Source organism: Sulfitobacter sp. NFXS29 (assembly GCF_040148765.1).
GTDB lineage: Bacteria > Pseudomonadota > Alphaproteobacteria > Rhodobacterales > Rhodobacteraceae > Sulfitobacter.
The window spans coordinates 90,009-113,194 of sequence record NZ_JAGDED010000005.1 but is presented as its reverse complement, the minus strand read 5'-3'; the positions used below and the strand labels follow the sequence as shown (position 1 = coordinate 113,194).

The window sequence follows — 23,186 nt, the reverse complement described above, 5'->3', positions numbered from 1 at the left end:
TCCGGCGTGCCTTGACCGAGCGTCACGTCCCTGTCGCTCGGGTGTTGAAAGGGGGGGTGTTCGGGCGCCTCCCCTTTCTCTTTTTTGTTGCACCTTTTGGGCGCATGCGGTTTCACCAGCGCCATGATACCTGACTTTGAATTTGAACGCGGCGCCATGGGACAAGGCTTTCGCACCATCGCCGGTGTGGACGAAGTGGGCCGTGGCCCGCTGGCCGGGCCGGTCACTGCCGCCGCCGTGGTCTTTACCGAGGGGCAGATCCCCGAGGGGCTGAACGATTCTAAAAAGCTGACCGCCCGCGCCCGAGAACGGCTCTATGATGAGATCATGTCGGTGGCTATCGTTTGCGTGGCCCATGCCACCGTGGAAGAGATCGAAGAACACAACATCTTGCGTGCCAGCCATCTAGCGATGACCCGCGCACTCGCGGGATTGGCCTGCGCGGCGGATTACGCATTGATCGACGGCAATATGCTTCCGCGCGATCTGAGCCTTCCGGCGCAACCTGTGGTGAAAGGGGATGCCCGCTGTCTGTCGATCTCAGCGGCTTCTATCGTTGCCAAAACCGTGCGCGATAGACTCATGGTGGACTTGGCGCAACAACATCCCGGATATGGCTGGGAAACCAATATGGGCTACGGATCGAAAAGCCACATGGCTGCCCTGCGGGATCTTGGTGTTACCCCACACCATAGACGTTTGTTCAAACCTATACACAATATCTTGTATCAAGCTAATTTGTTAACCGATTGATTCAAAAAAGAAATTGACCGCGAATCTCTGATGGCCCATTTTATCCACAACCAATGAGCGCTTAAGCGCCGGGTAATGAGGCAGAGATATGAAAACGATGACAAAGGGCGCTGCGGCGCTTCCCTTGAACACTATTGTTGCGGGCGATTGCATTGAGGCAATGAACGCCCTTCCAGCAGAGTCGGTGGATCTGATCTTCGCGGATCCGCCCTACAACTTGCAGTTGCGGGGTGATTTGCATCGTCCGGACAACTCTAAGGTCGATGCAGTTGATGACGAATGGGACCAATTCGCCAGCTTTAAGGCCTATGATGATTTCACCCGTGCTTGGCTCAAAGCCGCGCGGCGTTTGCTGAAACCCGATGGCGCGATCTGGGTAATCGGCAGCTATCACAACATCTTCCGCGTTGGCGCGGCACTGCAGGACCAAGGGTTCTGGATCCTTAATGATGTGGTCTGGCGCAAGTCGAACCCAATGCCGAACTTCCGCGGCAAACGCTTTACCAATGCCCATGAGACAATGATCTGGGCCGGCAAGAGCGAGAACAGCAAATACACCTTTAACTATGAAGCGTTGAAAGCGCTTAACGAAGGCATCCAGATGCGCAGCGATTGGGTGCTGCCGATTTGCACCGGTCATGAGCGTTTGAAAGACGATGCGGGTGACAAGGCGCATCCGACGCAGAAGCCCGAAAGCCTGCTGCACCGGGTTCTTGTCGGCTCGACCAACCCCGGCGATGTGATCCTCGACCCGTTCTTTGGCACTGGCACCACCGGCGCTGTCGCCAAGATGCTGGGCCGCGATTTTATCGGCATTGAGCGTGAGGCAGCCTATCGCAAGGTTGCCGAGAAACGTATCTCGATGGTGCGCAAGTTCGACAACGAAGCGCTGCAAACCACCACCTCCAAACGCGCTGAGCCGCGTGTGCCTTTTGGTCAGTTGGTCGAGCGTGGCATGCTGCGCCCGGGCGAGAACCTCTATTCCATGAATGGCCGCCACAAGGCCAAGGTCCGTGCCGATGGCACCCTGATTGGCAGCGATGTCAAAGGGTCGATCCATCAGGTGGGCGCGGCCTATGAGAAAGCGCCAAGCTGCAATGGCTGGACCTATTGGTGCTACAAAAAAGACGGCAAGAATGTCCCCATCGACATTCTGCGTCAGCAGATCAGGGCCGAGATGGCCAACTGATCTACTCCGAACAATCGAACACCGCCGGCACCCGTGGTCCCTCTGCGTGAGGGGCAGCCACACGGGTGCCTACCTTGACCCCGCCCCATGGCGGGGTTTTTTTGTTGGATCGGCCTAATTCACCCACCGTTTGCGGGCCTGAAACTCACGCAGCACGGCATCAATATAGCGGGCATCGAAATCGGATTTATTCACCACGTATAGCACCCCGGCAGAGGCGGCTTTTTCCCACATGCCGGGGGAGGGCCAATCGCTGACCATAATCACCGGCGTCTGTGCATGGCGGTCGTCGCAGGCCAGTTCCAGCGCGAAATTCGCGCCCAACCCATCGGGCAGGTTGTTGTCGAGCAGGATCAGCGCCTTGTCCCCCGCGCTCAGCGCCTTGCGCGCGGCGTCGATGCTGGGGGCGAACTCCACCCGCATCCCGCCATAGGCGCGGGCCAGAACACGGCGCAGCCTCTCTCTGTCAAACTCACTGTCCTCGACGATCAGACAGGTGCCATCATAGGCCGCCCGCGAGGGCGCTTGCTGTTGCTGCATCAATACCACTCCACTGGTAACAATCGCAGCCTATGTGACAGGCAAAGTTTAACTTTGCGTTGCCGCGTTCAAAGACGGGGCAGAGGATTGCTGGCCTTGTTGTAGGCTTTCCAGTCGGTGATCTCAGGGTAGTACATCTCGCGCCATTTGCGCACGCGGGGGTTCATAATGCGTCGCCACAGCGGGGGGACCATCGCGGCCATCGTCATCACCGGATAGCCATAGGGCAGCTGCGGCGCGTCGCCCGTGCCATAGGTCTGCAAGACCGGGAAGCGCCGGTCGGGTTTGTAGTGGTGATCGGAATGGCGTTGCAGGTTGATCAGTAGCCAGTTGCTGGCCTTATGCGCCGCGTTCCACGAATGGCGTGGCTGGACATGTTCGTATTTGGCCCCGCCCAGATGTTTGCGCGTCAGCCCGTAGTGCTCGATGTAATTGACCAGCTCCAACTGCCAAATCGCGACCCCGGCCTGCACGAGGAAGAGGCCCAGCCCGCTCCACCCGCCCAAGACCAGCGCCAGCAGCAAAAAACCGGCCTGTAGCGCCCAGTATTTGAAGAAGGGATTGCCCGGATCGGTCCACGGCAGCCCCTTGCGCGCCAGCATGTTCTTTTCCGCATGAAAGGCCGAGGTGAGCGACTCCCGCAGCACGCGGGGATAGAAGCGGTGGAACCCTTCGTTATAGCGCGCGGTCACCGTGTCGCGCGGGGTGCCGACATGGCGGTGGTGCACCAGCAAGTGCTCGGATCGAAAATGCGAATAGAGCACCATCGCCAGCAAGATGTCCGCCAAGAGGCGTTCGGTCTTATTCCGCTGGTGCATCAACTCATGGCTATAGTTGATGCCGATGGTGCCGGTAATCACGCCAACGCCAAAGAACAGGAATATCCGCTCTGCCGTGTCCAGATGCGCGGCCCGCGTGGCGTAATAGATCAGACCAAAGACGGTCAGGAATTGCAGCGGTGCCCAGATCAGTGTGACAAGGCGATACCAATAGAGATCGTCCTCGGTCGCTTCCAGATCAGCGTTGTCGAGGTTCAGCCCCAGCACCGCGTCGAGCAAGGAAAACAGATACCACGTCACCAGCGGCAGGAGCGCGATGGTCCAGCCGCCCTGCAGGGCACAGAACCACGCCAGCGGGATCAGCAGCAGCGACAGCCAAAACGGCAAGGCGCGGCTGATGCGGGCAAGGTCTTGTGGGGCGATGATGCGGTTCGGCATGGGGCACCTCATTGTTGCGCGCCAGATATACCGCAGATCGCCGGGGGTACAAAGCCTGACGCGGCGCTAGCGGGTCAGATCAAAAGCCTTGCGCATCACGGTGGGCAGGTCGCTGGGGCTGAACTGGTTCTGGCCGATGAATTCGCCGTTTTGCGGCGCGGCATCATGGCCCACACGCGCGTGCTGCACGGTTAACATCAGGTGAAAATGGGTAAAGGTATGGCGTACCTCGCCGGGCAGGGGCTGCCAATCGGCCGTTAGCGGCGGCGTCCCTTCGGGGCGCGGCTCTGCCGTATCGATCCAGTCAGAACCGGGCCAGCCAAGCATCCCGCCAAGCAGCCCTTTGTCGGGCCGTGTTTCAAGCAGCCACGCGCCATCCTCACGCTGCGCCAGATAAACGGTGCCGTGGCGGATGGGTTTTGGTTTTTTCGGTGTCTTCTTGGGCAAGAGCGCCGCTGTTCTTTCTGCCCGCGCGACGCAGGGTTCGCGCCACGGGCAGATGCCACAGGCAGGGGACTTCGGCGTGCAGATTGTAGCGCCCAGATCCATCACGGCTTGGGCATAGTCTCCGGGCCGGTCCTGCGGGGTCAGCGTGACGGCCCGCGCCATCAACTCGGGCTTCGCAGCGGGCAGGGGCGTGTGGATGTCATAGACCCGCGCCATCACCCGCTCGACATTGCCATCAAGCACCGCATGGGGCAGATCGAACGCGATGGAGGAGATCGCCGCCGCCGTATAAGGCCCGATCCCCGGCAATTTCAGCAGCGCATCATGATCCGCAGGGAAGCTGCCGCCATGCTCTGCTACCACCGCACGCGCGCATTTCAACAGGTTGCGGGCGCGGGCGTAATAGCCAAGCCCCGCCCATTCGGCCATCACATCGGCATCTTCAGCCGCAGCAAGGGCCGCCACATCCGGCCAGCGGGCGGTGAACCGGGCGAAATAGTCCTTCACCGTGGCCACGGTGGTCTGCTGCAACATGACCTCGCTCAGCCAGATGCGGTAGGGGTCGGGCATGACCCCGGCCATGCGGTCTTGCGGCGGCACCCGCCACGGCAGAGCGCGGGCATGGGTATCGTACCATTCCAGCAGGATCGGCGGCAGCTTGCTGACGGGGGTCTTCTCAGGCAATGTTTAGGCCTTTCCACAAGGCAGGGGCTGGTGACGCTGGGGCAAATGGTTATGTATGTCAGCACATTCGGGAAACAAAGCCATGCCGCCACGTCGTACGACTACAAAAGGGTTTAAACGCACCGATAGCCTGCTCTCGCAGCAGATTCGCAAGGCGAGCGAGACCCGCGGCTTTGCCCAATCGCGTCTGTTGACCCATTGGACCGAAATCGTGGGCGAGGCGACCGCCGCCATCTCGCGCCCTGTTGAGGTCAGCTATGGCCGCAAGGAAGGCATCGGGGCCACGCTGACCCTGCTGACCACCGGGGCCAATGCGCCCATGCTGGAGATGCAAAAAGAGCAACTGCGCGCGCGGGTCAACGCGGTCTATGGCTATAACGCCATCGCGCGGGTGCGGATCACGCAGACGGCGGCGACCGGTTTTGCCGAAGGGCAGGTGGCGTTTGACCACAAACCCAAGACCGAAAAAACCGCCCCTAACCCCGCGCTGCAACGCAAAGCAGCCGAAGCCGCCCAGCCCGTGGCCGACGAGGGGCTGCGCGAAGCCCTTGCACGTCTGGGCGAGAACATATTGAACAAGAACCAAAGCTGACCACCTAAAGCTGACGTAACAGACAAAGGAACATCTCATGAATCGCAGAAACGTAATCCTTGGCGGTCTCGCCACACTCGGCGTCGGTGGCTGGTTTGCCGCAAGCAGCTTCGGCTCCTCCCCGCTCGGCAGCACCGCGCTGACTCCGCTGGTCGGTGCCGCCAACGCGCAGACCACCGAGGGCGACGTGGATACCTCTGGCATCACCGAGATGGTCATGGGCGATGAAAACGCGCCGGTCACGATGATCGAATACGCCTCCTTCACCTGCCCGCATTGTGCGACCTTCCACAACGAGACCTTCAAAAAGCTGAAGGCCGATTACATCGACAGCGGCAAAGTGAAATTCATCTACCGCGAGGTTTATTTCGACCGCTACGGCCTCTGGGCCTCCATGGTGGCGCGCTGCGGCGGGCAAGAGAAATTTTTTGGCATCGCTGACCTGATCTACAAATCGCAAAGCGAGTGGACCCGCGCGGGCGAGCCTGCGGCCATCGTCGACGAGCTGCGCAAGATTGGCCGTCTGGCTGGCCTTGATAACGAGACGTTGGACGAATGCCTGAAAGACGGTGCCAAAGCCGAGGCGCTGGTGGCATGGTACACCGAGAACTCCAAAGAGGATGACATCTCTAGCACGCCGAGCTTTGTCATCGACGGCAAGAAACATTCGAACATGTCCTATGCCGACATGAAGGAAATCCTCGACGACGCGCTGGCTGGCTAATGACCGCACCGCTAGCAGGACTGAAAGTCGTCGAATTGGCGCGTGTTCTGGCCGGCCCTTGGGCCGGTCAGACACTGTCGGACCTCGGGTGTGAGGTGATCAAAGTGGAAAGCCCGGCGGGGGATGATACCCGCCAATGGGGCCCGCCCTTCGTCACCCGCGACGAGGATGTCACCGCCTCCTATTTCCACTCGACGAACCGGGGCAAAGCCTCTGTCACCGTGGATTTCCGGACCGAGGAAGGTCAGGCGCAGGTCAAAGAACTCTTGGCCGATGCGGATATTCTGATCGAGAATTTCAAGACCGGGGGATTAGCGAAATACGGGTTGGACTACGCCAGCCTGTCTGCGCAGTTTCCCAAACTGATCTATTGTTCGATCACGGGTTTCGGCCATACCGGGCCTTATGCGCATCGCGCGGGCTATGATTTCATCATCCAAGGCATGTCGGGCCTGATGTCGATCACTGGCGAACCGGACGGCCTCCCGCAGAAATCCGGCATGGCGATCACCGATATCTTCACCGGGGTCTATGCCAGCACCGCGATTTTGGCCGCCGTGCATCAGCGTCATCAGACGGGCGTGGGGCAACATATCGACATGGCGCTTTTGGATTGTGCCGTGGCGATCACCGGCAATCAGGCGATGAACTATTTGACCACCGGCAAGGCGCCGACACGGATGGGCAACGCGCATCCCAACCTGACGCCTTATGAGGTGTTTGAGTGTTCCGACGGGCATCTCATCATCGCCACGGGCAATGACGGGCAATATCAGCGCCTGTGTCAATTGTTAGGGCTGGATGACATGGCCACCGCGCCGGAATACCTCAAGAACGCCGACCGGGTCGCCAACCGGCCCGAGATGATCCGCCGCCTGACCGGGGCCACCCGTCTGCGCAGCCGTGATGATCTGCTGGCCGCCTGTGAGGCGCATGGCGTGCCTGCCGGGCCGATCAACGATATGTCAGATGTCATGGCCGATCCGCAGGTCGTGGCGCGGGGCATGCAGATCGAGCTTGATGGTGTGCCGGGGCTGCGGTCGCCCTTCACCTTTTCGGGGGCCGAGCTTTCACTGCACCGCCCGGCACCGAAACTGGGCGAAGACAACAAAGACTAGGGCGGTGGCAGCCTGTCCAACGCTGCATGCAGCGCATTGCCTTCGGGCAGGGACAGGCGCACCGGCAAGGTCAGCACCTTTGCGCGGAACTCCATCGGCAGGCGCACGGCGTCTTTCTCGGTAGTGACAAGCTGCGCGCCGCGCATCGCGGCCTCGGTCTCTAGTCGCAGCATCAGCCGTGGCGTCAGCGGCTGGTGATCCTCCAACGCCTCGGCGTGGAGGATCGTCGCCCCCAGCCCGCGCAGCGTGGCGAAGAACTTCTCAGGGTGGCCGATGCCTGCAAAGGCGAGCACTTGGGAATCCGACCAATCCATCCCGGTCTGCAGGGGCGCGAGTTCGGCGCGAGCATGGGGCAGATCGGTTTTCGGTAGCCCCGCCGCGAAACGGGTTTGCGCCGCTTCATCCCCGATGGAGAGCAGCAGGTCAGCCCGCGCCAGCCCCGCCGCGACAGGCTCGCGCAGCGGCCCGGCGGGCAGGCACAGGCCGTTACCGAAACCTTTGACCGCGTCCACCACGACGATGCTCAGATCCTGCGCCAAAGCGGGGTTTTGAAAGCCGTCATCCAGCACCACGACAGTGGCGCCCGAAGCCTCTGCCGCCTGCGCGCCCGCAGCTCGATCTCGGGCAACCCAGACATCCGCGAATGCGGCCAGCAGCAGCGGCTCGTCGCCCACCTCGTCCGCGCTGTGCTGCGCTGGATCCACCCGCACCGGGCCTTCCAGCGTGCCGCCATAGCCGCGTGAGACGACATGGGGGCGGTGGCCGCGCTCTAGCAGATATTGCAGCACCGCCATCACCGTGGGCGTCTTTCCGGTGCCGCCTGCGTTGATGTTGCCGACACAGATCACCGGGATATCCAAGCGCAGTGGTGTGCCGCTGGCCAGCCGCCGCGCGGTGGCAGCGGCATAAAGCGCGCCCAGTGGCTGCAGCAACCGTGCACGCCAATCGGGTCGGGGCTGATGCCAGAAATCAGGCGCGCGCATTTGAGGCTCCCGCATGGTCGTCGAGACTGTCTTGGATCAATTCGATCACCCTGTCGGCCAGTTCGGCCCCTTCGCTGATCACGTCCCAGCCCGCGTGGGCCATGGTCGCCGCCTGGTCCGGCGCAATCAACCGCGAAACCGCATTGCCGAGCGCACCCGCATCGTTGACGATCCGTGCCGCCCCCGCTGTGGCGAGCCGCCCGTAGGACGGCAGGAAGTTCCGCACCTTGGGGCCATAGAGCACCGCAGATCCAAGCGCTGACGCCTCAAAGGGATCGCAGCCGCCATGGCCCGACACCAGCGAAGAGCCAAGGAACGACACGGGTGCGACGCGAAAAAACAGCCCCCGGTCGCCGGGATCATCAGCCACCATGACTTGCGTGGTTTCATCGGGGTAGGGGTCATCCCCCCACCGCATCGCGGTGAAGCCCCGCGCACGGGCGCGTTCATAGGCGATATCGGCGGTCGGGTAATCGTGGGTGTGCAGGATCAGCAGCAGCCGGTGCGACAGGCGCAGCGCTTGGCGGTGGGCGGTCAGCACGACGGGTATCTCTTCGGGCAGGATTTGCGTGGCATACCAGACCGGGCGCCCGACAAGGCAGGCCGACATATCCGCCAGGTCCGATTCCGCGCAGCGCAGCGCTTGGCCGCCCGTCAGCAGCGGCGAAGTCACCTCTCCCTTGCTGCGCGGCAGGCCCAGTTGCACCAGACGGCGCAGCACTGCCGGAGAGCGGGTGAGCACCTGATCGAAGGCGGACAACAGCTGTCGGGTCACATCGGGCATCCAGCGATCCCGGCGGCCATCGAAACCAGCGCTGTCGGCGTCGATCATCATCATCGGGCAGCCGCGTGCCGCGGTTTCTAACACCAGATTGGGCCTCAGCCCACCCCATGTCCATAGGCAGAAGCCGGGGCGCCAATGGTCAAGGAACCGCGCGATATTCTCGGGATGTTCGCTTGGGGCGGGAAGGATGAAAAGATCGCGGGTGTCGGTTGGCGGGAGGTCTTGGGTGGCCGCGCTCTCCGAAAGGGTCACCAGCACCGCGACGCGGTCGCGCATCGCCATCAGACGTTTGGCAAGGTCGAGCACGGCCAAGACATTGCCAGCCTCGGCGGCATGCATCCAAACCAGCTCACCCTCGGGGCGCGCGGCATAGGGCGCGGCGTCTTCGGCCCCGCCACGGCGCACAAGGGCGCGATAGGCTGCAAGCCCCAGCGACCGCGCCGCCATGGTGGTTTATTCCAGCTCTTCGGTGGGCGAGGCCGAGGTCTCTTCGTCGCGCAGGCGGTGCAGATGCGCGATGAAATAGCGCATATGCGCGTTATCCACGGTCCGGTGCGCTTCGGATTTCCATGCGTCATAGGCGCTGGCGTAATTGGGGAAGATCCCGACGATATGGATGTCGTCGACGTTCTTGAACGCGTTCTTGGTCGGGTCGACAAGTTCGCCACCGAAAACAAGGTGCAGGCGTTGGGTCATGGAGCTGTCCTTTGATCTGTCAAAGCTGCGGTGCTGCGCATAGTGCCTAGCAGATGGGGCCGGTCACGCAAGGGCGTCGATCAGCGCGCGCTGCACCATTGGGCCGCCCGCCACGATGCCATCCACGCGCGGGTCGGGGTTGTTGAACCTGAGCGGCGCGCCGGTGGCGGTGGTGCAGGTGCCACCCGCCTCGGCCACGATCAACGTGCCAGCGGCGATGTCCCATTCCCATGTACGCCGCAGGGTGATCATCGCGTCGAAAGAGGCATCGGCTACCAGTGCCATGCGGTATGCGAGCGAGGGACGGTAGCTGCGTTTGAACACAGGCGGCGCGCCGCCGTGCCAGCGTTCTGCCACCAGCGCGGGCCGCGCGGCGAGGACGGTCGCCTCGGTCAGATTGGTCTGCGATGAGCTGCGGATCGGCGTGCCGTTCAGCGTGGCCCCACCGCCCCGGCTGGCAGCATAGAGCATGTCGCGCATCGGCAGGTAGACCACCGCCGCCGTAACCTCGCCCGCCTCGGCCACCGCCAGCGAATGCGCCCATGTGTCAGAGCCTTCGACGAAACTGCGGGTGCCGTCGATCGGGTCGATGATGAAGACTCGTTCATGCCCCAGCCGGTCGGTATTGTCATCGGTCTCCTCCGACAGCCAACCATAGCCGGGCCGTGCGCCGCGCAGTTCCGCGAGCAGCAGATCGTTCACCGCCAGATCGGCCTCGGTCACCGGGCCTGCGTTGTCGGGCTTGTCCCAGCGTTTCGCCGTGGCCCCCGTAAAGCCGCGCGCCACAGCACCCGCCTTGCGGGCCGCGTCGATCAAAAGGGCGAGGTCCTCCTCAGGCACCGGCAAGGGTCATTCCCGGCACCAGCAGCGAGGGCACAACCCGGCTGAGATGCGTGCGCGCGTCATTGGCGGGGATCATCGCCCGCAGCATGTCGCGCAGGTTGCCCGCGATGGTGCATTCGTTGATCGCATGGGTGATCTCGCCATTCTCGACCCAAAGGCCAGAGGCCCCGCGCGAATAGTCGCCCGTGTTGGGGTTGATCGTGCTGCCGATCATCGAGGTCACCAAAAGCCCGGTGCCCATCTCAGCGATCAGATCGTCGCGGCTGGCCTCGCCTTGGGTCAGCGCGATGTTCCAGTTCGACGGCTGCGGAGCCGAGCCGGTGCCGCGTGCGGCGTTGCCGGTGGGGGTAAGCTCCAGCTTGCGGGCCGTGGCAAGGTCGAGCGTCCAGCCTTGCAGAATGCCTTTTTCAACGATGGCCCGTTGCTGGGTCGGCAACCCTTCGGCATCGAAAGGACGTGAGCCAGAGGCACGGATGCGGGACGGGTCTTCGATCAGGGACAGACCTTCGGGCAGCACCTGTTCACCCATCGCATCGCGCAGGAAGGACGCCCCGCGCGAAATCGCCTGACCGTTGATCGCGCCGAGCAGATGCCCGATCAGCGAGGCGGCGATGCGTTCGTCAAACAGCACCGGATAGCTGCCGGTGGGCGGCTTGCGCGCATCCAGCCGCGCCAGCGCGCGTTCGCCTGCGCGGGTGCCGATCTCTTGCGCGTCGCGCAGGTCGGCCTGAAAGATGCGGCTGTCGCCGTCGTAATCCCGCTCCATCCCCGTGCCGCTGCCCGCAATGGCGACGCAGGACAGCCCGCGTTCACTGCGGGCATAGCCGCCCTCAAAGCCGTTGGTCGCGGCGAGGTAGATTTCCTGCGCGCCATAGCCTGCGCCTGCCGATTGCACCTGACTCACGCCCTTGATGGCGAGTGCAGCAGCTTCGGCGCGGGCGGCGTCATCTTGCAGGGTTTCGGGGGATGGCTCGGGCGTTGCGTCATAAAGCTCCAGCCCTTCCGCATCGCGGCGGGCGGAGAGTTGATCGGGGTCGGCCAGCCCGGAATAGGGGTCTTCGGGTGCTTCGCGTGCCATGGCGACAGCACGTTCGGCCATTTCCTCAATCGTGCGCGATGACGTGTCAGAGGCCGAAACATTGGCCGAGCGCTGCCCGACAAAGACCCGCAACCCGATGTCGGTCCCTTCCGAGCGTTCAGCCTGTTCCAGCGTACCGCCGCGCACTTCGATTGAGACGGAGCTTGCCGTGATCGCCATGGCATCGGCCGCATCCGCACCGGCCTTTGTGGCCGCCTGAAGGAGGGACTTGGTCAATGCATCAAGGGCGTCTGGCATGGTCTGGCTCCTTTTGGGGTTGGAAAAGGGGTAATCCCCCGCCCCGAGAGGGGCAAGGGCCGCGCTGTATTTTCCCACGCGGAAAGGGCGCGGGCCAAGGTCGCGCCGGTTGTTATTTGATCTGCTGACCGTTGGCGAGGATGCCGCCCTCTTCGGTGAACTCGATTCTGGAGGTCAGGGAGTCTTCGCCTTCGCCCGGGACGGTAAAGAGCCCCATCATCATCCGCGCGCCCAGTGCCTGCTCCTGCGGGATTAGCCCCATGGTCACCAATTTGTCGAGCAAGGCCACGCCGCCGACCAACGACAGGTCCAGCGCGCCGACGGGCTTTGGCATGCCGGGCACGGTTTGCATGTCGTCGTTGTCAAAGGTGATCGCCCCCGTGGCATCGAACTCGGCTCCTGCTACGTCAATCGTGACTTCGTTTACGTTCAATTCGTGAATTTCGCCCGGTGCCTCATCGCCCATGGTGGCGGTGACTTCGGGGTCCATCAGTTCAAACAGCAGCTTGGCCTTGCCCGACAGGTCCACGACCAAAGTTGCCGGGTCGCGAGGCAATTGGCCGGTGGGGTCAAAGATGCCCCAGATCATGTCCGACATCTTGAAGCTGTCGAGCGTGACGCCAAAGGCAAAGTCCTGCGGCTCTTCGGACTTCATCACCGGCATTTTCAGGTTAAACGCACTTTCCGCCATGCTGAACTGGATCGGGAAGGGCATGTCGGCGGCGGTGACGCTGACTTCGATGTTCTGTTGGCCACCGTCATAGGAAAGCCCCTCTGGGCCCATGGCAACGCCCAGCTTCGCGCCGGTCGAGCTTGAGGCGAGTTGAAACGCCCCATTTTCCGGGTCAGAGACCTGCATGTCGGTGCGGCCGGCGCCGGCGGTAAAACTGCCGCCAAAGGTCAGACCTTCGCGCATCATCGCAGCCACGTCGGCGCCTGCGTCGATCATCGGCAGCGTGCCGCTGCCGTCAAAGACCACCTGATCCACGCCGCCCTTCACGGCGACACGGGCAGGGTCTTCGGGGGTTTTCATCACCACGTCATATTGCAGACTGTCGATCCGGCCCGATTGGTTGTAGCGGCGCGTCTCGGTCCCGGTCATCTCGGTCCGGCTGCTGACGCCGCTGCCGGTCAGGGTGAATTTGGCCTCTTCTTCGGTATAGCTTTCTTCGCCGACCTTGAGCCCCGCAAGCGTGAGTGAGATGCTGTCGGCGGCATAGTCATACTGCAGGGCCTCCGCGCTGCCGCTGGCACGCATCACCGGGGCGGTCTGGGCGTAGTTCAACACCATCGACACCGGTTCATCCTCGGGTGTTTCGGGCGCGACGTTGATCGTCATCGGCATGACGTTGGGCATGCGGATATTGACCGCGCCGTCACCTTCCGGCTCGAAACGCAGCGTGCCGAGCGACAGGGAAAAATCGCCACCCTCTTCGGCCATGTCCATCTTCAGGGTCACATCGCTGACGGTTAGGTCCGCGCCGTCAAAGGCTTCGCTCGCTTCAACCTGATAGCCCATGCTCTGCATATACTGGCGCCAATCGCCCCAGACTTCGGCAGGGGTTAGGTCGGCCCAGAGGGGCGTCGAGGCCAGCGTGACCGGCAGGGCGAGAAGCAGCGACGCTGTGGGGATGCGAGACATCGGAAAATCCTTTTCGGCAATGAGTTGTGCATAGGGTCTGCCAATCCCCGCGCAGGGTCAAGCGACGCGAGGCTGGACCCGGGTTGATCGGCAGATTACCACAGCCTCCAAGCAATGTACAAAATTAGCGGAAGGATCACCCCATGGACATGACAGGCAAGACGATCATGATTACCGGTGCCAGCCGGGGCATCGGCGCCGCCGCCGCGCGGGTTTTCGCCGAGGCAGGCGCCAATGTCGCCCTGTTGGCGCGCAGTCAGGATGCCATCGCCGAATTGGCCGGAGAGTTGGGCAAACGCGCCATCGCCATCCCCTGCGATGTGACCCGCTATAACGAGATGACCTCTGCGGTTGAGACAACGCGCCGGGCGTTTGGCGGGCTGGATGTGCTGATCAACAATGCAGGCGTGATCGATCCGATCTCGCCCATGGCGGAGGTCGATCCGGCGGATTGGGCCAAGGCGATCAACATTAACGTGACGGGCGTCTTTCACGGCATGCGCGCGGCTCTGCCACTGATGAAGGAAAACGGCAACGGCACGGTGCTGACGATCTCTTCGGGGGCCGCGCACAACCCGGTGGAGGCATGGAGCCACTACTGCGCCTCCAAGGCGGCGGCGAATATGCTGACCCAGTGTTTGCACCACGAAGAGGGCGGCAACGGCATCCGCGCTATTGGTCTGTCGCCGGGCACCGTGGCCACCGAAATGCAGCGCGACATCAAAGACAGCGGCGTGAACCCGGTCAGCCAGCTTGACTGGGACGTGCATATCCCCGCCGATTGGCCCGCGCGCACGCTGCTGTGGATGTGCGGCCCCGAGGCGGATCGTTTCCTCGGCGATGAGATTTCCCTGCGGGACGAAGACATCCGCAAGGCGGTGGGCCTGATATGATCGAGCTTGACCGCGCGGGCGACATCTGGACCGTCACGATCAACCGCCCCGACAAGGCTAATTCCCTGACCCATGCCATGCTGGTCGAACTGGCCGATATCATGGAGGGTGCACAGGCCGCCCGCGCGGTGATCCTGACCGGGCGCGGCAAGGTGTTCAGCGCGGGGGCCGATCTTGACGAAGCCCGCGCGGGGCTGGCGAAATCGGATGTTTGGGAGCGTCTTTCAGGCGCAGTGGCGGCCTTGCCGGGGCTGAGCATTGCCGCGCTCAATGGCACGTTGGCGGGCGGTGCGATGGGCATGGCGCTGGCCTGCGATCTGCGCATCGCGGTGCCGGGGGCGAAATTCTTCTATCCGGTGATGAAGCTCGGGTTTCTTCCGCAGCCCTCGGACCCGGCGCGGATGGCGGCGCTGATTGGCCCTGCGCGGACCAAGCTTTTGCTGATGGGCGGGCAGAAGATCACGGCGGAGGAGGCGCTGACTTTTGGCCTGATCGACCGCCTTGTCGAGGCGGAAGAACTGCAGGATCACGCGCTGGCGCTGGCCGCCGATACGCTGGCTGCGCGGCCCGAAATTGCGCAGGAAATCAAACGGATGTGCAGTCCCGCCTAACGCTTGCGCGTGCCACCCGGCACTTTGGAACGAAAACCGGGCGGGCGTTTCGCCACCCATGCGGCGAATTTGGCCAGCCTCGGGTGGCCACGCAGCGCTTCGGGCGTGTTGTAGTGCCGCGCCAACTCGGTCTCGGTCAGGGCGGCGTGCACCTCGCGGTGGCAGATGTGATGCATCAGCACCGTCGGGCCCCCCTTGCCGCCGCGCAGCTTGGGGATCAGGTGATGCAGGCTCTGTGGCACATCCTGAGGGATGGGGCGGTGGTAGAGCGGGCAATCTGGCAAGTCCTCGCCTTCGGTCACGGTCCTCCCTTTCGCTTGCATTGCAGGGCCACGGCAGGCAAGAGGATGTGTCAAATCCTCCCCAAGGCAAGGACAGGCCAATGGCTTCCCCGTCAGAAAATCAGACCGAAGGGCGCGCCGCGTGACCCGGGCCTTGGTCATCGGGGGCGGCCCCGCAGGGCTGATGGCGGCAGAGGTCATGGCGCAGGCAGGGCTGTCGGTCACGCTTTGTGAGGCGAAGCCCTCGGTCGGGCGCAAGTTCTTGATGGCGGGCAAATCCGGGCTGAACCTGACCAAGTCCGAACCTTTCGCGCCCTTTCTCGCCGCCTATGAAGAGGCGCAGACCGCCTTGCGCCCGATGCTGGAAGCCTTCGATGCCCAAGCGGTGCAAGACTGGGCCGAAGGGCTGGGGCAAGAGGTCTTTACCGGCTCCACCGGGCGGGTTTTCCCCCGTGTGATGAAAGCCTCTCCGCTGCTGCGGGCTTGGCTTGCGCGGCTGGCGGACTGCGGGGTGACGATCAACACCCGCTGGCAGTGGCAGGGCTGGGACGGGGATGCATTCGCTTTCGATACGCCGGGGGGGCGGGAACTGGCCCAGGCCGATGTGACGGTACTGGCCCTCGGCGGTGCAAGTTGGCGGCGGCTTGGCGCGACCGGGGCATGGGCGCCCCTGCTGGCCGAGCGCGGCGTGGCTCTTCGGGATTTCGCCCCGGCCAATGTCGGGCTGCTGGTCGATTGGTCGCCGCATATGACCCGCCATTTCGGCGCGGCGCTCAAGGGTGTGGCATGGCGCGCTGGCCCTTATGCCTCACGCGGGGAGGCGGTAATCTCGGCCCGTGGGCTGGAGGGCGGTGGCATCTACACTGTCTCGCGCGGGCTGCGCGAAGGACAGGCGCTGTCGCTTGATCTGCTGCCGGACTTGCAGGTCCGCGATGTCGCGGCACGTTTGTCAAAGCCGCGCGGCAAGGACAGTCAGGCCAACAATCTGCGCAAGCGGCTGAAGCTGTCCCCCGCCCAGATCGCGCTGCTGCAAGAGATGGCGCGCCCGCTGCCGCAGGAGACCGAGGCGCTGGCCGCCTTGCTGAAAGACCTGCCCATCGCCCACGCCGGGCTGCGCCCGATGGATGAGGCGATTTCGACGGCGGGGGGGATAGCGCTCGACGCGCTGGATGCGGGGCTGATGCTGCGCGAGGTACCGGGCGTCTTTGCCGCCGGGGAAATGCTGGATTGGGAAGCGCCCACGGGCGGCTATCTGATCAACGGTTGTCTGGCGACCGGCCATTGGGCGGGCCGCCATGCTGTGGAATGGGCCCGGCGTTAACCGTTTTCTTTGGCCATCGCGGCGACGAAGGCAGGGCGTTCGCGCAGGGATTTCGCCCAGAGGTTCAGCTTGTCATCCACACGCGGGAATTTCGCGCCGATGGACCAGTTGATGCAATGCACCGCCAGCAGGTCGGGGACGGTGATCTGATCGCCCATCAGAAACGGCCCCTCTAGGCGGTCGGACAGCGTTGAGGCTGCGCGTTGGAATTCAGCCTTAAGGCTGTCTTTGATCGCAGGCACGCGGGCCTCTTCTGGGAAGATGAAACTGTGTTTGGCCGCGGCCCAGAGGATCGCGTCGAACTCGTCGATCAACCAAAAGGTCATCGCGTCTTGCCGGGCGCGGGCGGGCGTTCCAGCGGGGGCCGTCAGCGCGCCGTGCTTGTCAGCCAGATAGGCCATGATCGCGAGGGAGTCCGTCAGCACCTCATCGCCGTCCACAAGCGCGGGGATCTTGCCCGAAGGGTTGTATTTGCGCGCCTCTTCCGAGCGGGGCGCGGCGGGGTTCAGCGTGTAGGGTTGGCCCAATTCTTCGAGCATCCACATAACGCGAAACGCGCGCGATTTGGTGCCGCCGATGACTTTATACATTGAATTTCCTCTCCCAAAATCAACGTTGTGCGCCCAGCATCGCCAGACGGATAAAGGCCCGCTCGACCAAAGCCAGCGCCGGGGCGTGCTGCCCGGCAGAGCGCAGCTTGAGGTCGGTCTCGGTCAGCACCGCAAGCGCGGTTTCCAGCTTCACCGCGCCCCAGTTGCGCGCCTGCCGCATCGCGCGGTCGCGGTCGCGGACGCCATAGATCGGCGCGCCGGGGTTGGCGGCGATGCGGTAGAGGGTGCGGAAATGCCGGGTCGCCATGATGGTCAGCGTTACCGGGTTCACGCCTTGGCCTTGCAGCTTGCTCATCACCGGGCCGATTTCGGCGGCGCGGGTCTCGGCCACCACATGCAGGATGTCGTCGACCTCGGCCTCGGTCGAGGTGGGGGCGCAGGCGGCGATGTCTTCCAGCCCGATGGGGCTGCTGTCACCCAGTTTGTAGAGCGTGATCTTCTCTAGCGTTTGGCGAAAATCACCCGGATCAAGCGTGCGGGCCAGATCGCTGAGTGCGGCCATCGCATCGGCCTCAGGCGTGAGGCCCGCATCCTTTAGCATCTGCTCGATCTCGGCCCGGTCGGGCGGGTTGTCGTAGATCGGGGTGGCGTAGGCGTTTGGGTGTGCCTCAAAGGCTTTGAGCACCTTGGAGGTCTTCTTCAGATCGCCCGCCGTGACGATGATCTGCGCGTCGCCGGGCTGCCAGTCTTTCAGCGCGTCGAGCAGGATTTTGGCAATGTTGTCGTTCGCCTCTTCCACCAGCGCGGCGCGTGGTCCGGGGAAAAAGCCCACTGCTTTGATTGCATCGAGCAGCATCGCCGGATCGCGGCGCAATTCACCTGCTGGCATCCGGCTGAGGCGCATTTCCTCTTCGGCATTGGGGCCGAGCAGGTTTTTCAGGAATTCCTGCCGTTTCAAGGCCACGCGCATGGCATCGCTGCCGTAGATCAAAAGCCCTGTCCGCGCGGGATCAGGCCGCGCGAAATAGGGCTTGGCGTCGCGCGGGGTGAGCTTCATTGCGGCAGGTCAGCTGCGTAAAGACGGCTCACGACGAGGTCAGCCAGAATCACCATCAGGCGCTCCTGCGCGTCCAACTCGGCGGCGCGGGTGGCGACGGTGGTGCCGGTGGCGGAATAGCCGGTGAAGCTTTCGACCCTGCCCGAGGTCACGATCTGTCCGCTGTCGAGATCGCGCAGCGCGTAGGCGGTGGTGCCAAGCAGGTTATAGCGCCGGGTGTTGCCTTCGCTGTCGATGGCCAGCCCGTCTTCGGTTGTGGTGGTGGTCAGCGCCAGCCCCCAGCGGGGGGTGGCGGCACGGCCCAAGCGGGTTTCCACCTCGCGCACCAGAAAATAGCCAAAGCGGTCTTCGGGCGCATCGACCAGCACGCGGTTTTGCAGGGCCGTGCCCGCGCCGCCGGGGCCATAGACCGGCGTGAACCCGCAGGCGGCGAGCGCCAGCAGGGGCAGGGCCAGCAGGAAGCGGCGGCGCATATGGGCGGGCTTAGGCAACGACATTCACAATCCGTCCGGGCACGACGATGACCTTTTTCGGTGTGGCCCCGTCCAGCGTTCGAATGACAGCTTCATGCGCCAGCGCGATTTTTTCAACCTCTTCCTTGGTCATGTCGGCGGGCACCTGAATTTCCGCCCGACGTTTGCCGTTGATCTGGATCGGCAGGGTCACGGTGTCATCGACCAGCATCTTCTCGTCGGCCTTGGGCCATGGGGCCTTGGTGATCAGCCCTTCGCCGCCTTGATGCGCCCAGATGTCTTCCGACAGGTGCGGGGTCATCGGCGACATGAGCTGCGCCAGCGTCATGATCGCTTCGCGCTGCGCGGCATAGCCCGCCTTGGATTTCTGCAAAGTGGCCGTGAAGGCGTAAAGCTTGGCGATCGCCGCGTTGAAGCCGAAGGATTCCACGCCCATTGTCACGTCATGGATCGTCTTGTGCATGGCGCGCAGCAGATCATCATCGCCGGTGCCGGGTGCTTCGCGGTCCATTTCGCTCACGCGGTCGCAGATGTTCCACACGCGCGACAGGTGTTTGTAAGACGCCTCGGCACCGCTGGCGGTCCATTCCACATCGCGCTCGGGGGGCGAATCGCTGAGCACGAACCAACGCGCGGTGTCGGCGCCGTAGTTCGAGATGATTTGCAGCGGGTCGACCACGTTTTTCTTGGACTTCGACATCTTGGCGGAGGGGATGATCTCAACCTCGGTGCCGTCGCTGAGTTTGCCCTCGGTCACCTCTTCGGGGAGGTGATAGACTGGGCGGCCATTACCGTCGCGGGTCTGGTAGATCTCATGCGTGACCATGCCTTGGGTGAAGAGCGCGTCGAAAGGCTCGGCGGCGCTTTCGGGCAGGAGGCCGGTGATCTGCATGGCACGGGCAAAGAAGCGGGCATAAAGCAGGTGCAGAATCGCGTGCTCGATGCCGCCGATATATTGATCGACGTTCATCCAATAGGCGGCTTCTTCGAGGTCCGTGGGCGTGTCGGCACGGGGTGCGGTGAAGCGGGCGTAGTACCACGAGCTATCCACGAAAGTGTCCATCGTGTCGGTCTCGCGCAGGGCGTCCTTGCCACAGGCAGGGCAGGCGCAGTTGCGCCATGTCGGGTGACGGTCGAGCGGGTTGCCGGGGGTGTCAAAGCTGACGTCATAGGGCAGCTCGATCGGCAGGTTCTCTTTCTTTTCGGGCACCACGCCGCAGTCGTCGCAATGGACAACCGGGATCGGGCAGCCCCAGTAGCGCTGGCGGCTCAGCCCCCAGTCGCGCAGGCGGTATTTGGTGACGCCTTGGCCGATGCCGTTTTCTTCACAAAAGGCGATGGCAGCATCGACGGCTTGTTCCCCGGTCTGCCACTGGTCGCCTGCGAAGCCACGGTTGTAGAAGACCTTTTCGGACTTCTGCGGCACATAGGCTTCAGACAGCTTGGGCGAGACATCCTCGGACGGTAGGAAGGTCGAGATGATCGGCAGATCGTACTTCGTTGCAAAGTCGAAATCGCGCTGGTCGTGGCCGGGGCAGCCGAAGATCGCGCCGGTGCCGTAGTCCATTAAGATGAAGTTGGCGATATAGACGGGCAGTTCATGGGCCGTGTCAAAGGGATGGCGCACGCGGATGCCGGTGTCATAGCCCAGCTTCTCGGCGGTCTCGATCGCCTCTTCGGTGGTGCCGCCCTTGCGGCACTCGGCACAGAAGGCGGCGACCGCTTCGTCGTCCCGCTCCAGCGTTTTGGCCAACGGGTGATCGGGCGAGATGCCGACAAAGGATGCGCCCAACAGGGTGTCAGGGCGGGTGGTGTAGACTTCGATGCGGTCAAAGCCTTCGGGCGCTTCGATGGTCGAGAAGGCAAACTGCAGCCCGCGCGATTTGCCGATCCAGTTGGCCTGCATCAGTTTGACCTTGGCAGGCCAGTTGTCGAGGCTGTCGAGCGCCGAGAGCAACTCTTCGGAGTGATCCGAAATCTTAAAGAACCACTGCGTCAACTCGCGCCGCTCCACCGGCGCGCCGGAGCGCCAGCCGCAGCCGTTCTCGACTTGCTCGTTGGCCAGCACGGTCATATCGACCGGATCCCAATTCACCACGGCGTTCTTGCGGTAGACCAGACCCTCTTTGAGGAAGTCCAAAAACAGCGCTTGTTGCTGGCCGTAGTAGCCGGGGTGACAGGTGGCGATCTCGCGCGACCAGTCGATCGACAGACCGAGCGGTTTCATCTGCTTTTTCATCTCGGCGATGTTGTCGTAGGTCCAATCCGCCGGGTGCCCGCCGATGGCCATCGCTGCGTTTTCGGCGGGCATACCAAAGGCATCCCAGCCCATCGGGTGCAGCACGTTATGCCCCGTCGCGATCTTGTAGCGCGCGATCACGTCGCCCATCGTGTAGTTGCGCACATGCCCCATGTGGATGCGGCCCGACGGGTAGGGGAACATCTCAAGCACATAGTATTTCGGCTTGTCGGCGTTGCGGGTGGCCTGAAAGACGCCATCCTTTTCCCAGGCTTGCTGCCAGCGGGCTTCGATCTCGGCGGGGGTATAGCGGGGCATGAGGGGACCTTCGTGACATGAAAAACGCCGGGCTGCTGCTTTCACAAGGCCCGGCGTTGGAAACGTGTTGAGTTAAGCGGGCTTAGAACTTGCTGTCGGACACGCGCATCTCCCGCGCCCGGCTGAGGATTGCATCCTCTACCGCGCGGGTTGTCGCCCGTGCCACCGGCTGGCCGCCCGAGGATTGCAGCGCCACGTTAAGCGAGCGCGCGTCCAGCGCCGGGTCGTCGATCAGCACGGTCGCGCGATACGCACGGCCACCGCCCGGAGGGGTGCCGTAGCCTGTGACGATAACCCCGGTGAAAGGATCGACCGATTGCACCGGCAGGAAGTTCAACACTTCCAGCGAGGCCGACCAGAGGTACTTGTTCACCGAAACGCTGGAATCCGTGTTCTTGCGATTGAAGATCGACCAGATCGTATTGTCTGGATTGGTCTCAATGTTATTGGGATTGTTCGGGTTGGTGTATTGATCCGGCCGTTCCGTGGCTGGGCTGCCAAAGCCCCCACCACAGGCGGCAAGCGCGCTGAGCGCCAGAACGGAGATCGCCATCTTGCAAGCGGTACGAAGGGCCATTGCAGCTTTCCTTTGCCTGTTTGCGCTCCGGTCTATCCAAGCAGACCCTTATCGGCAAGGTCTATGTCATAGGTGCCTGTTCGGGCGCTCTGCCCCTGCGCCAAAGGCAGTAAGGGGCAGGCGGGGCAGGCCCGGGCGGCGAAACTGTGGCATAGCTGCACCAGCGTCAGCGACATTGAGGGCGGGGGGCGCGTGAACCTTGCCAAGTGCGGGGCATTGGGGGCAAACACCCTTCATACCCTTACCGGATTCCCCGGTCTGGGCATATGAATTCAAACCGAGGGAAAACTCATGAAAAAAGTTCTCTTCGCTACAACAGCCCTGGTTGCGACCGCCGGTGTAGCAGCAGCAGACGTAACATTCGGCGGCTACGGCCGTTTTGGTGTCTTGTACAACGACACAGCAGCAGGCGACTCCACAGACGTCACCAGCCGTTTCCGTCTGCAGATCGACGCGACAGCTGAGTCCGACGCTGGCGTTGTCTTCGGTGCCCGTGCACGCATCCAGCAGAACAACTCGGATGAGCAGCAGTCGATCAACGAAGGTCCCGACAACGTTCTCGGTACAGCTGATGACTTCGCAGAAAATGCTGGCCCAGCCGGTACAGGCATCAACGGTGTGCGTTTCTTCGCTCGCACCGGTGGTTTTGAAGTCGGCGTTGGCAACATCTTCGGCGCTCTGGAATCCATGCCGGGTCAGTACCCGATCGACCTCGGCCTGACCGGCCTGGGCTATGACTACACCGCGTTCGACGGCAACGGCGACGCATACTCCTCCGGTGGTAACGGCGCAGCTGGCTCCAACGGCGTTGAAGTCATGTACTCCGCTGGCGATCTGTCGGTTCACGTGTCGGCTTCCGACGTCAACGACCGCGTTGCTGGTTACGTTGCTTACACATGGAGCGGCTGGACCTTCGCAGTTGGTGGTCAAGACTCCGACGACGCAGGCGACACCGAGTTCACAGCAACAGCTGGCGGTTCCTTCGGCATCGCCGACGTGACACTGGCGTTTGCTGACAACGGCACCAACGGTGACCGCGTTGTTCTGGCCGGTCGTTTCGACGTTGGCGCAGCGACAGACGTAGAAGTCTATGTTGCTGACCAAGACGGCGCAGGCAACGACACCGGCTACGGTGTTGACTTCAACCACGACCTGGGCGGCGGTGTCTCCCTGCGTGGTGGTGTTGCTCACCGCTTCAACGGCGACGACCGCGCCGACATGGGTGTTCGCTTCAACTTCTAAGTTGAACGACATACTCTGAATATTGGGGCAGGCCTTTTGGTCTGCCCCTTTTCTTTTGCGCGGGCCTGTTGTTTT

General features: G+C 62.9%; 24 protein-coding genes. 9 read left to right on the top strand and 15 right to left on the bottom strand.

From position 1 onward, the window contains the following. Positions 1 to 123: 123 nt before the first annotated feature. Positions 124 to 753 (top strand): ribonuclease HII, encoded by a 630-nt coding sequence (rnhB, locus tag J3456_RS10120; protein ID WP_349580148.1) that lies wholly within the window; start codon positions 124 to 126, stop codon positions 751 to 753. 88 nt (positions 754 to 841) lie between these two features. Then, positions 842 to 1,942 carry a site-specific DNA-methyltransferase gene (locus tag J3456_RS10115; RefSeq protein ID WP_349580147.1) on the top strand — a complete coding sequence of 367 codons (1,101 nt, stop codon included), beginning with the start codon at positions 842 to 844 and terminating at the stop codon, positions 1,940 to 1,942. A gap of 114 nt (positions 1,943 to 2,056) precedes the next feature. Here J3456_RS10115 and J3456_RS10110 read toward each other — a convergent pair whose 3' ends face one another. From J3456_RS10110 to mutY, 3 genes are all read right to left on the bottom strand, one after another. Continuing rightward, positions 2,057 to 2,482: a response regulator gene (locus J3456_RS10110; protein WP_349580146.1), complete on the bottom strand. Its 426-nt coding sequence runs from the start codon at positions 2,480 to 2,482 to the stop codon at positions 2,057 to 2,059. 68 nt (positions 2,483 to 2,550) lie between these two features. Further along, positions 2,551 to 3,699 carry an alkane 1-monooxygenase gene (locus J3456_RS10105; RefSeq protein WP_349580145.1) on the bottom strand — a complete coding sequence of 383 codons (1,149 nt, stop codon included), beginning with the start codon at positions 3,697 to 3,699 and terminating at the stop codon, positions 2,551 to 2,553. 66 nt (positions 3,700 to 3,765) lie between these two features. Next, complete coding sequence (gene mutY / locus J3456_RS10100) at positions 3,766 to 4,830, bottom strand: A/G-specific adenine glycosylase (protein WP_349580144.1); 1,065 nt, start codon at positions 4,828 to 4,830, stop codon at positions 3,766 to 3,768. 82 nt (positions 4,831 to 4,912) lie between these two features. Here mutY and J3456_RS10095 point away from each other — a divergent pair, with 82 nt between their 5' ends. The 3 genes from J3456_RS10095 to J3456_RS10085 are packed head-to-tail and all read left to right on the top strand — an operon-like array spanning position 4,913 to position 7,264. After that, positions 4,913 to 5,422 (top strand): DUF721 domain-containing protein, encoded by a 510-nt coding sequence (locus J3456_RS10095; protein WP_349580143.1) that lies wholly within the window; start codon positions 4,913 to 4,915, stop codon positions 5,420 to 5,422. A gap of 37 nt (positions 5,423 to 5,459) precedes the next feature. Then, a complete protein-coding gene (locus tag J3456_RS10090; protein ID WP_349580142.1) occupies positions 5,460 to 6,146 on the top strand; it encodes a DsbA family protein in 687 nt (228 codons plus the stop codon). Continuing rightward, positions 6,146 to 7,264 (top strand): CaiB/BaiF CoA transferase family protein, encoded by a 1,119-nt coding sequence (locus J3456_RS10085; RefSeq protein WP_349580141.1) that lies wholly within the window; start codon positions 6,146 to 6,148, stop codon positions 7,262 to 7,264. The genes J3456_RS10090 and J3456_RS10085 overlap by 1 nt, the downstream gene beginning before the upstream one ends. Here the strand turns inward: J3456_RS10085 and lpxK are convergent. The 6 genes from lpxK to J3456_RS10055 form a co-directional block, all read right to left on the bottom strand. After that, positions 7,261 to 8,247 (bottom strand): tetraacyldisaccharide 4'-kinase, encoded by a 987-nt coding sequence (gene lpxK / locus J3456_RS10080; RefSeq protein WP_349580140.1) that lies wholly within the window; start codon positions 8,245 to 8,247, stop codon positions 7,261 to 7,263. The genes J3456_RS10085 and lpxK overlap by 4 nt on opposite strands. Continuing rightward, the gene (locus J3456_RS10075; RefSeq protein WP_349580139.1) at positions 8,234 to 9,478 is read right to left on the bottom strand and encodes a 3-deoxy-D-manno-octulosonic acid transferase; all 1,245 of its coding nucleotides are present in this window, start codon (positions 9,476 to 9,478) and stop codon (positions 8,234 to 8,236) included. The genes lpxK and J3456_RS10075 overlap by 14 nt, the downstream gene beginning before the upstream one ends. Positions 9,479 to 9,484: 6 nt before the next feature. Then, complete coding sequence (locus J3456_RS10070; RefSeq protein ID WP_132444107.1) at positions 9,485 to 9,727, bottom strand: DUF4170 domain-containing protein; 243 nt, start codon at positions 9,725 to 9,727, stop codon at positions 9,485 to 9,487. A 63-nt stretch (positions 9,728 to 9,790) separates the two neighbouring features. After that, entirely contained in the window at positions 9,791 to 10,567 is a 777-nt protein-coding gene (locus J3456_RS10065) for a 3'(2'),5'-bisphosphate nucleotidase CysQ (protein ID WP_349580258.1), read from the bottom strand. Continuing rightward, on the bottom strand, positions 10,560 to 11,906 hold the full coding sequence (locus J3456_RS10060) for a TldD/PmbA family protein (protein ID WP_349580138.1): 1,347 nt from the start codon (positions 11,904 to 11,906) through the stop codon (positions 10,560 to 10,562). Before J3456_RS10060 ends, J3456_RS10065 begins: the two co-directional genes overlap by 8 nt. A 112-nt stretch (positions 11,907 to 12,018) precedes the next feature. Further along, complete coding sequence (locus J3456_RS10055; RefSeq protein ID WP_349580137.1) at positions 12,019 to 13,548, bottom strand: DUF2125 domain-containing protein; 1,530 nt, start codon at positions 13,546 to 13,548, stop codon at positions 12,019 to 12,021. Between the two features lie 143 nt (positions 13,549 to 13,691). On the opposite strand from J3456_RS10055, the gene J3456_RS10050 reads away from it, so the two are divergent. Then, positions 13,692 to 14,441 (top strand): SDR family oxidoreductase, encoded by a 750-nt coding sequence (locus J3456_RS10050; RefSeq protein WP_349580136.1) that lies wholly within the window; start codon positions 13,692 to 13,694, stop codon positions 14,439 to 14,441. Then, entirely contained in the window at positions 14,438 to 15,052 is a 615-nt protein-coding gene (locus tag J3456_RS10045; RefSeq protein WP_349580135.1) for an enoyl-CoA hydratase/isomerase family protein, read from the top strand. Before J3456_RS10050 ends, J3456_RS10045 begins: the two co-directional genes overlap by 4 nt. Here the strand turns inward: J3456_RS10045 and J3456_RS10040 are convergent. After that, on the bottom strand, positions 15,049 to 15,354 hold the full coding sequence (locus J3456_RS10040) for an HNH endonuclease (protein WP_502989500.1): 306 nt from the start codon (positions 15,352 to 15,354) through the stop codon (positions 15,049 to 15,051). The genes J3456_RS10045 and J3456_RS10040 overlap by 4 nt on opposite strands. A 121-nt stretch (positions 15,355 to 15,475) precedes the next feature. Between J3456_RS10040 and J3456_RS10035 the strand changes: the two genes are divergently transcribed. Then, on the top strand, positions 15,476 to 16,654 hold the full coding sequence (locus J3456_RS10035; RefSeq protein ID WP_349580133.1) for a TIGR03862 family flavoprotein: 1,179 nt from the start codon (positions 15,476 to 15,478) through the stop codon (positions 16,652 to 16,654). On the opposite strand, the gene J3456_RS10030 is transcribed toward J3456_RS10035, so the two are convergent. The 5 genes from J3456_RS10030 to J3456_RS10010 all read right to left on the bottom strand — a co-directional run bounded on the left by J3456_RS10030 (position 16,651) and on the right by J3456_RS10010 (position 21,869). Next, positions 16,651 to 17,244, bottom strand: coding sequence for a glutathione S-transferase family protein (locus J3456_RS10030; RefSeq protein ID WP_349580132.1), 594 nt, complete (start codon positions 17,242 to 17,244; stop codon positions 16,651 to 16,653). The two genes, J3456_RS10035 and J3456_RS10030, sit on opposite strands and share 4 nt — an antisense overlap. A gap of 19 nt (positions 17,245 to 17,263) precedes the next feature. Then, entirely contained in the window at positions 17,264 to 18,262 is a 999-nt protein-coding gene (gene holA / locus J3456_RS10025) for a DNA polymerase III subunit delta (protein WP_349580131.1), read from the bottom strand. Beyond that, positions 18,259 to 18,759, bottom strand: coding sequence for an LPS assembly lipoprotein LptE (gene lptE, locus J3456_RS10020; protein WP_349580130.1), 501 nt, complete (start codon positions 18,757 to 18,759; stop codon positions 18,259 to 18,261). The genes holA and lptE overlap by 4 nt, the downstream gene beginning before the upstream one ends. Then, positions 18,746 to 21,292, bottom strand: a complete 2,547-nt coding sequence (gene leuS, locus J3456_RS10015) for a leucine--tRNA ligase (RefSeq protein WP_349580129.1) — start codon at positions 21,290 to 21,292, stop codon at positions 18,746 to 18,748. Before leuS ends, lptE begins: the two co-directional genes overlap by 14 nt. 82 nt (positions 21,293 to 21,374) lie before the next feature. Continuing rightward, complete coding sequence (locus J3456_RS10010) at positions 21,375 to 21,869, bottom strand: DUF3576 domain-containing protein (RefSeq protein WP_259947204.1); 495 nt, start codon at positions 21,867 to 21,869, stop codon at positions 21,375 to 21,377. Positions 21,870 to 22,160: 291 nt separating this feature from the next. On the opposite strand from J3456_RS10010, the gene J3456_RS10005 reads away from it, so the two are divergent. Then, complete coding sequence (locus J3456_RS10005) at positions 22,161 to 23,111, top strand: porin (RefSeq protein ID WP_349580128.1); 951 nt, start codon at positions 22,161 to 22,163, stop codon at positions 23,109 to 23,111. The last annotated feature ends 75 nt before the right edge of the window (positions 23,112 to 23,186 follow it).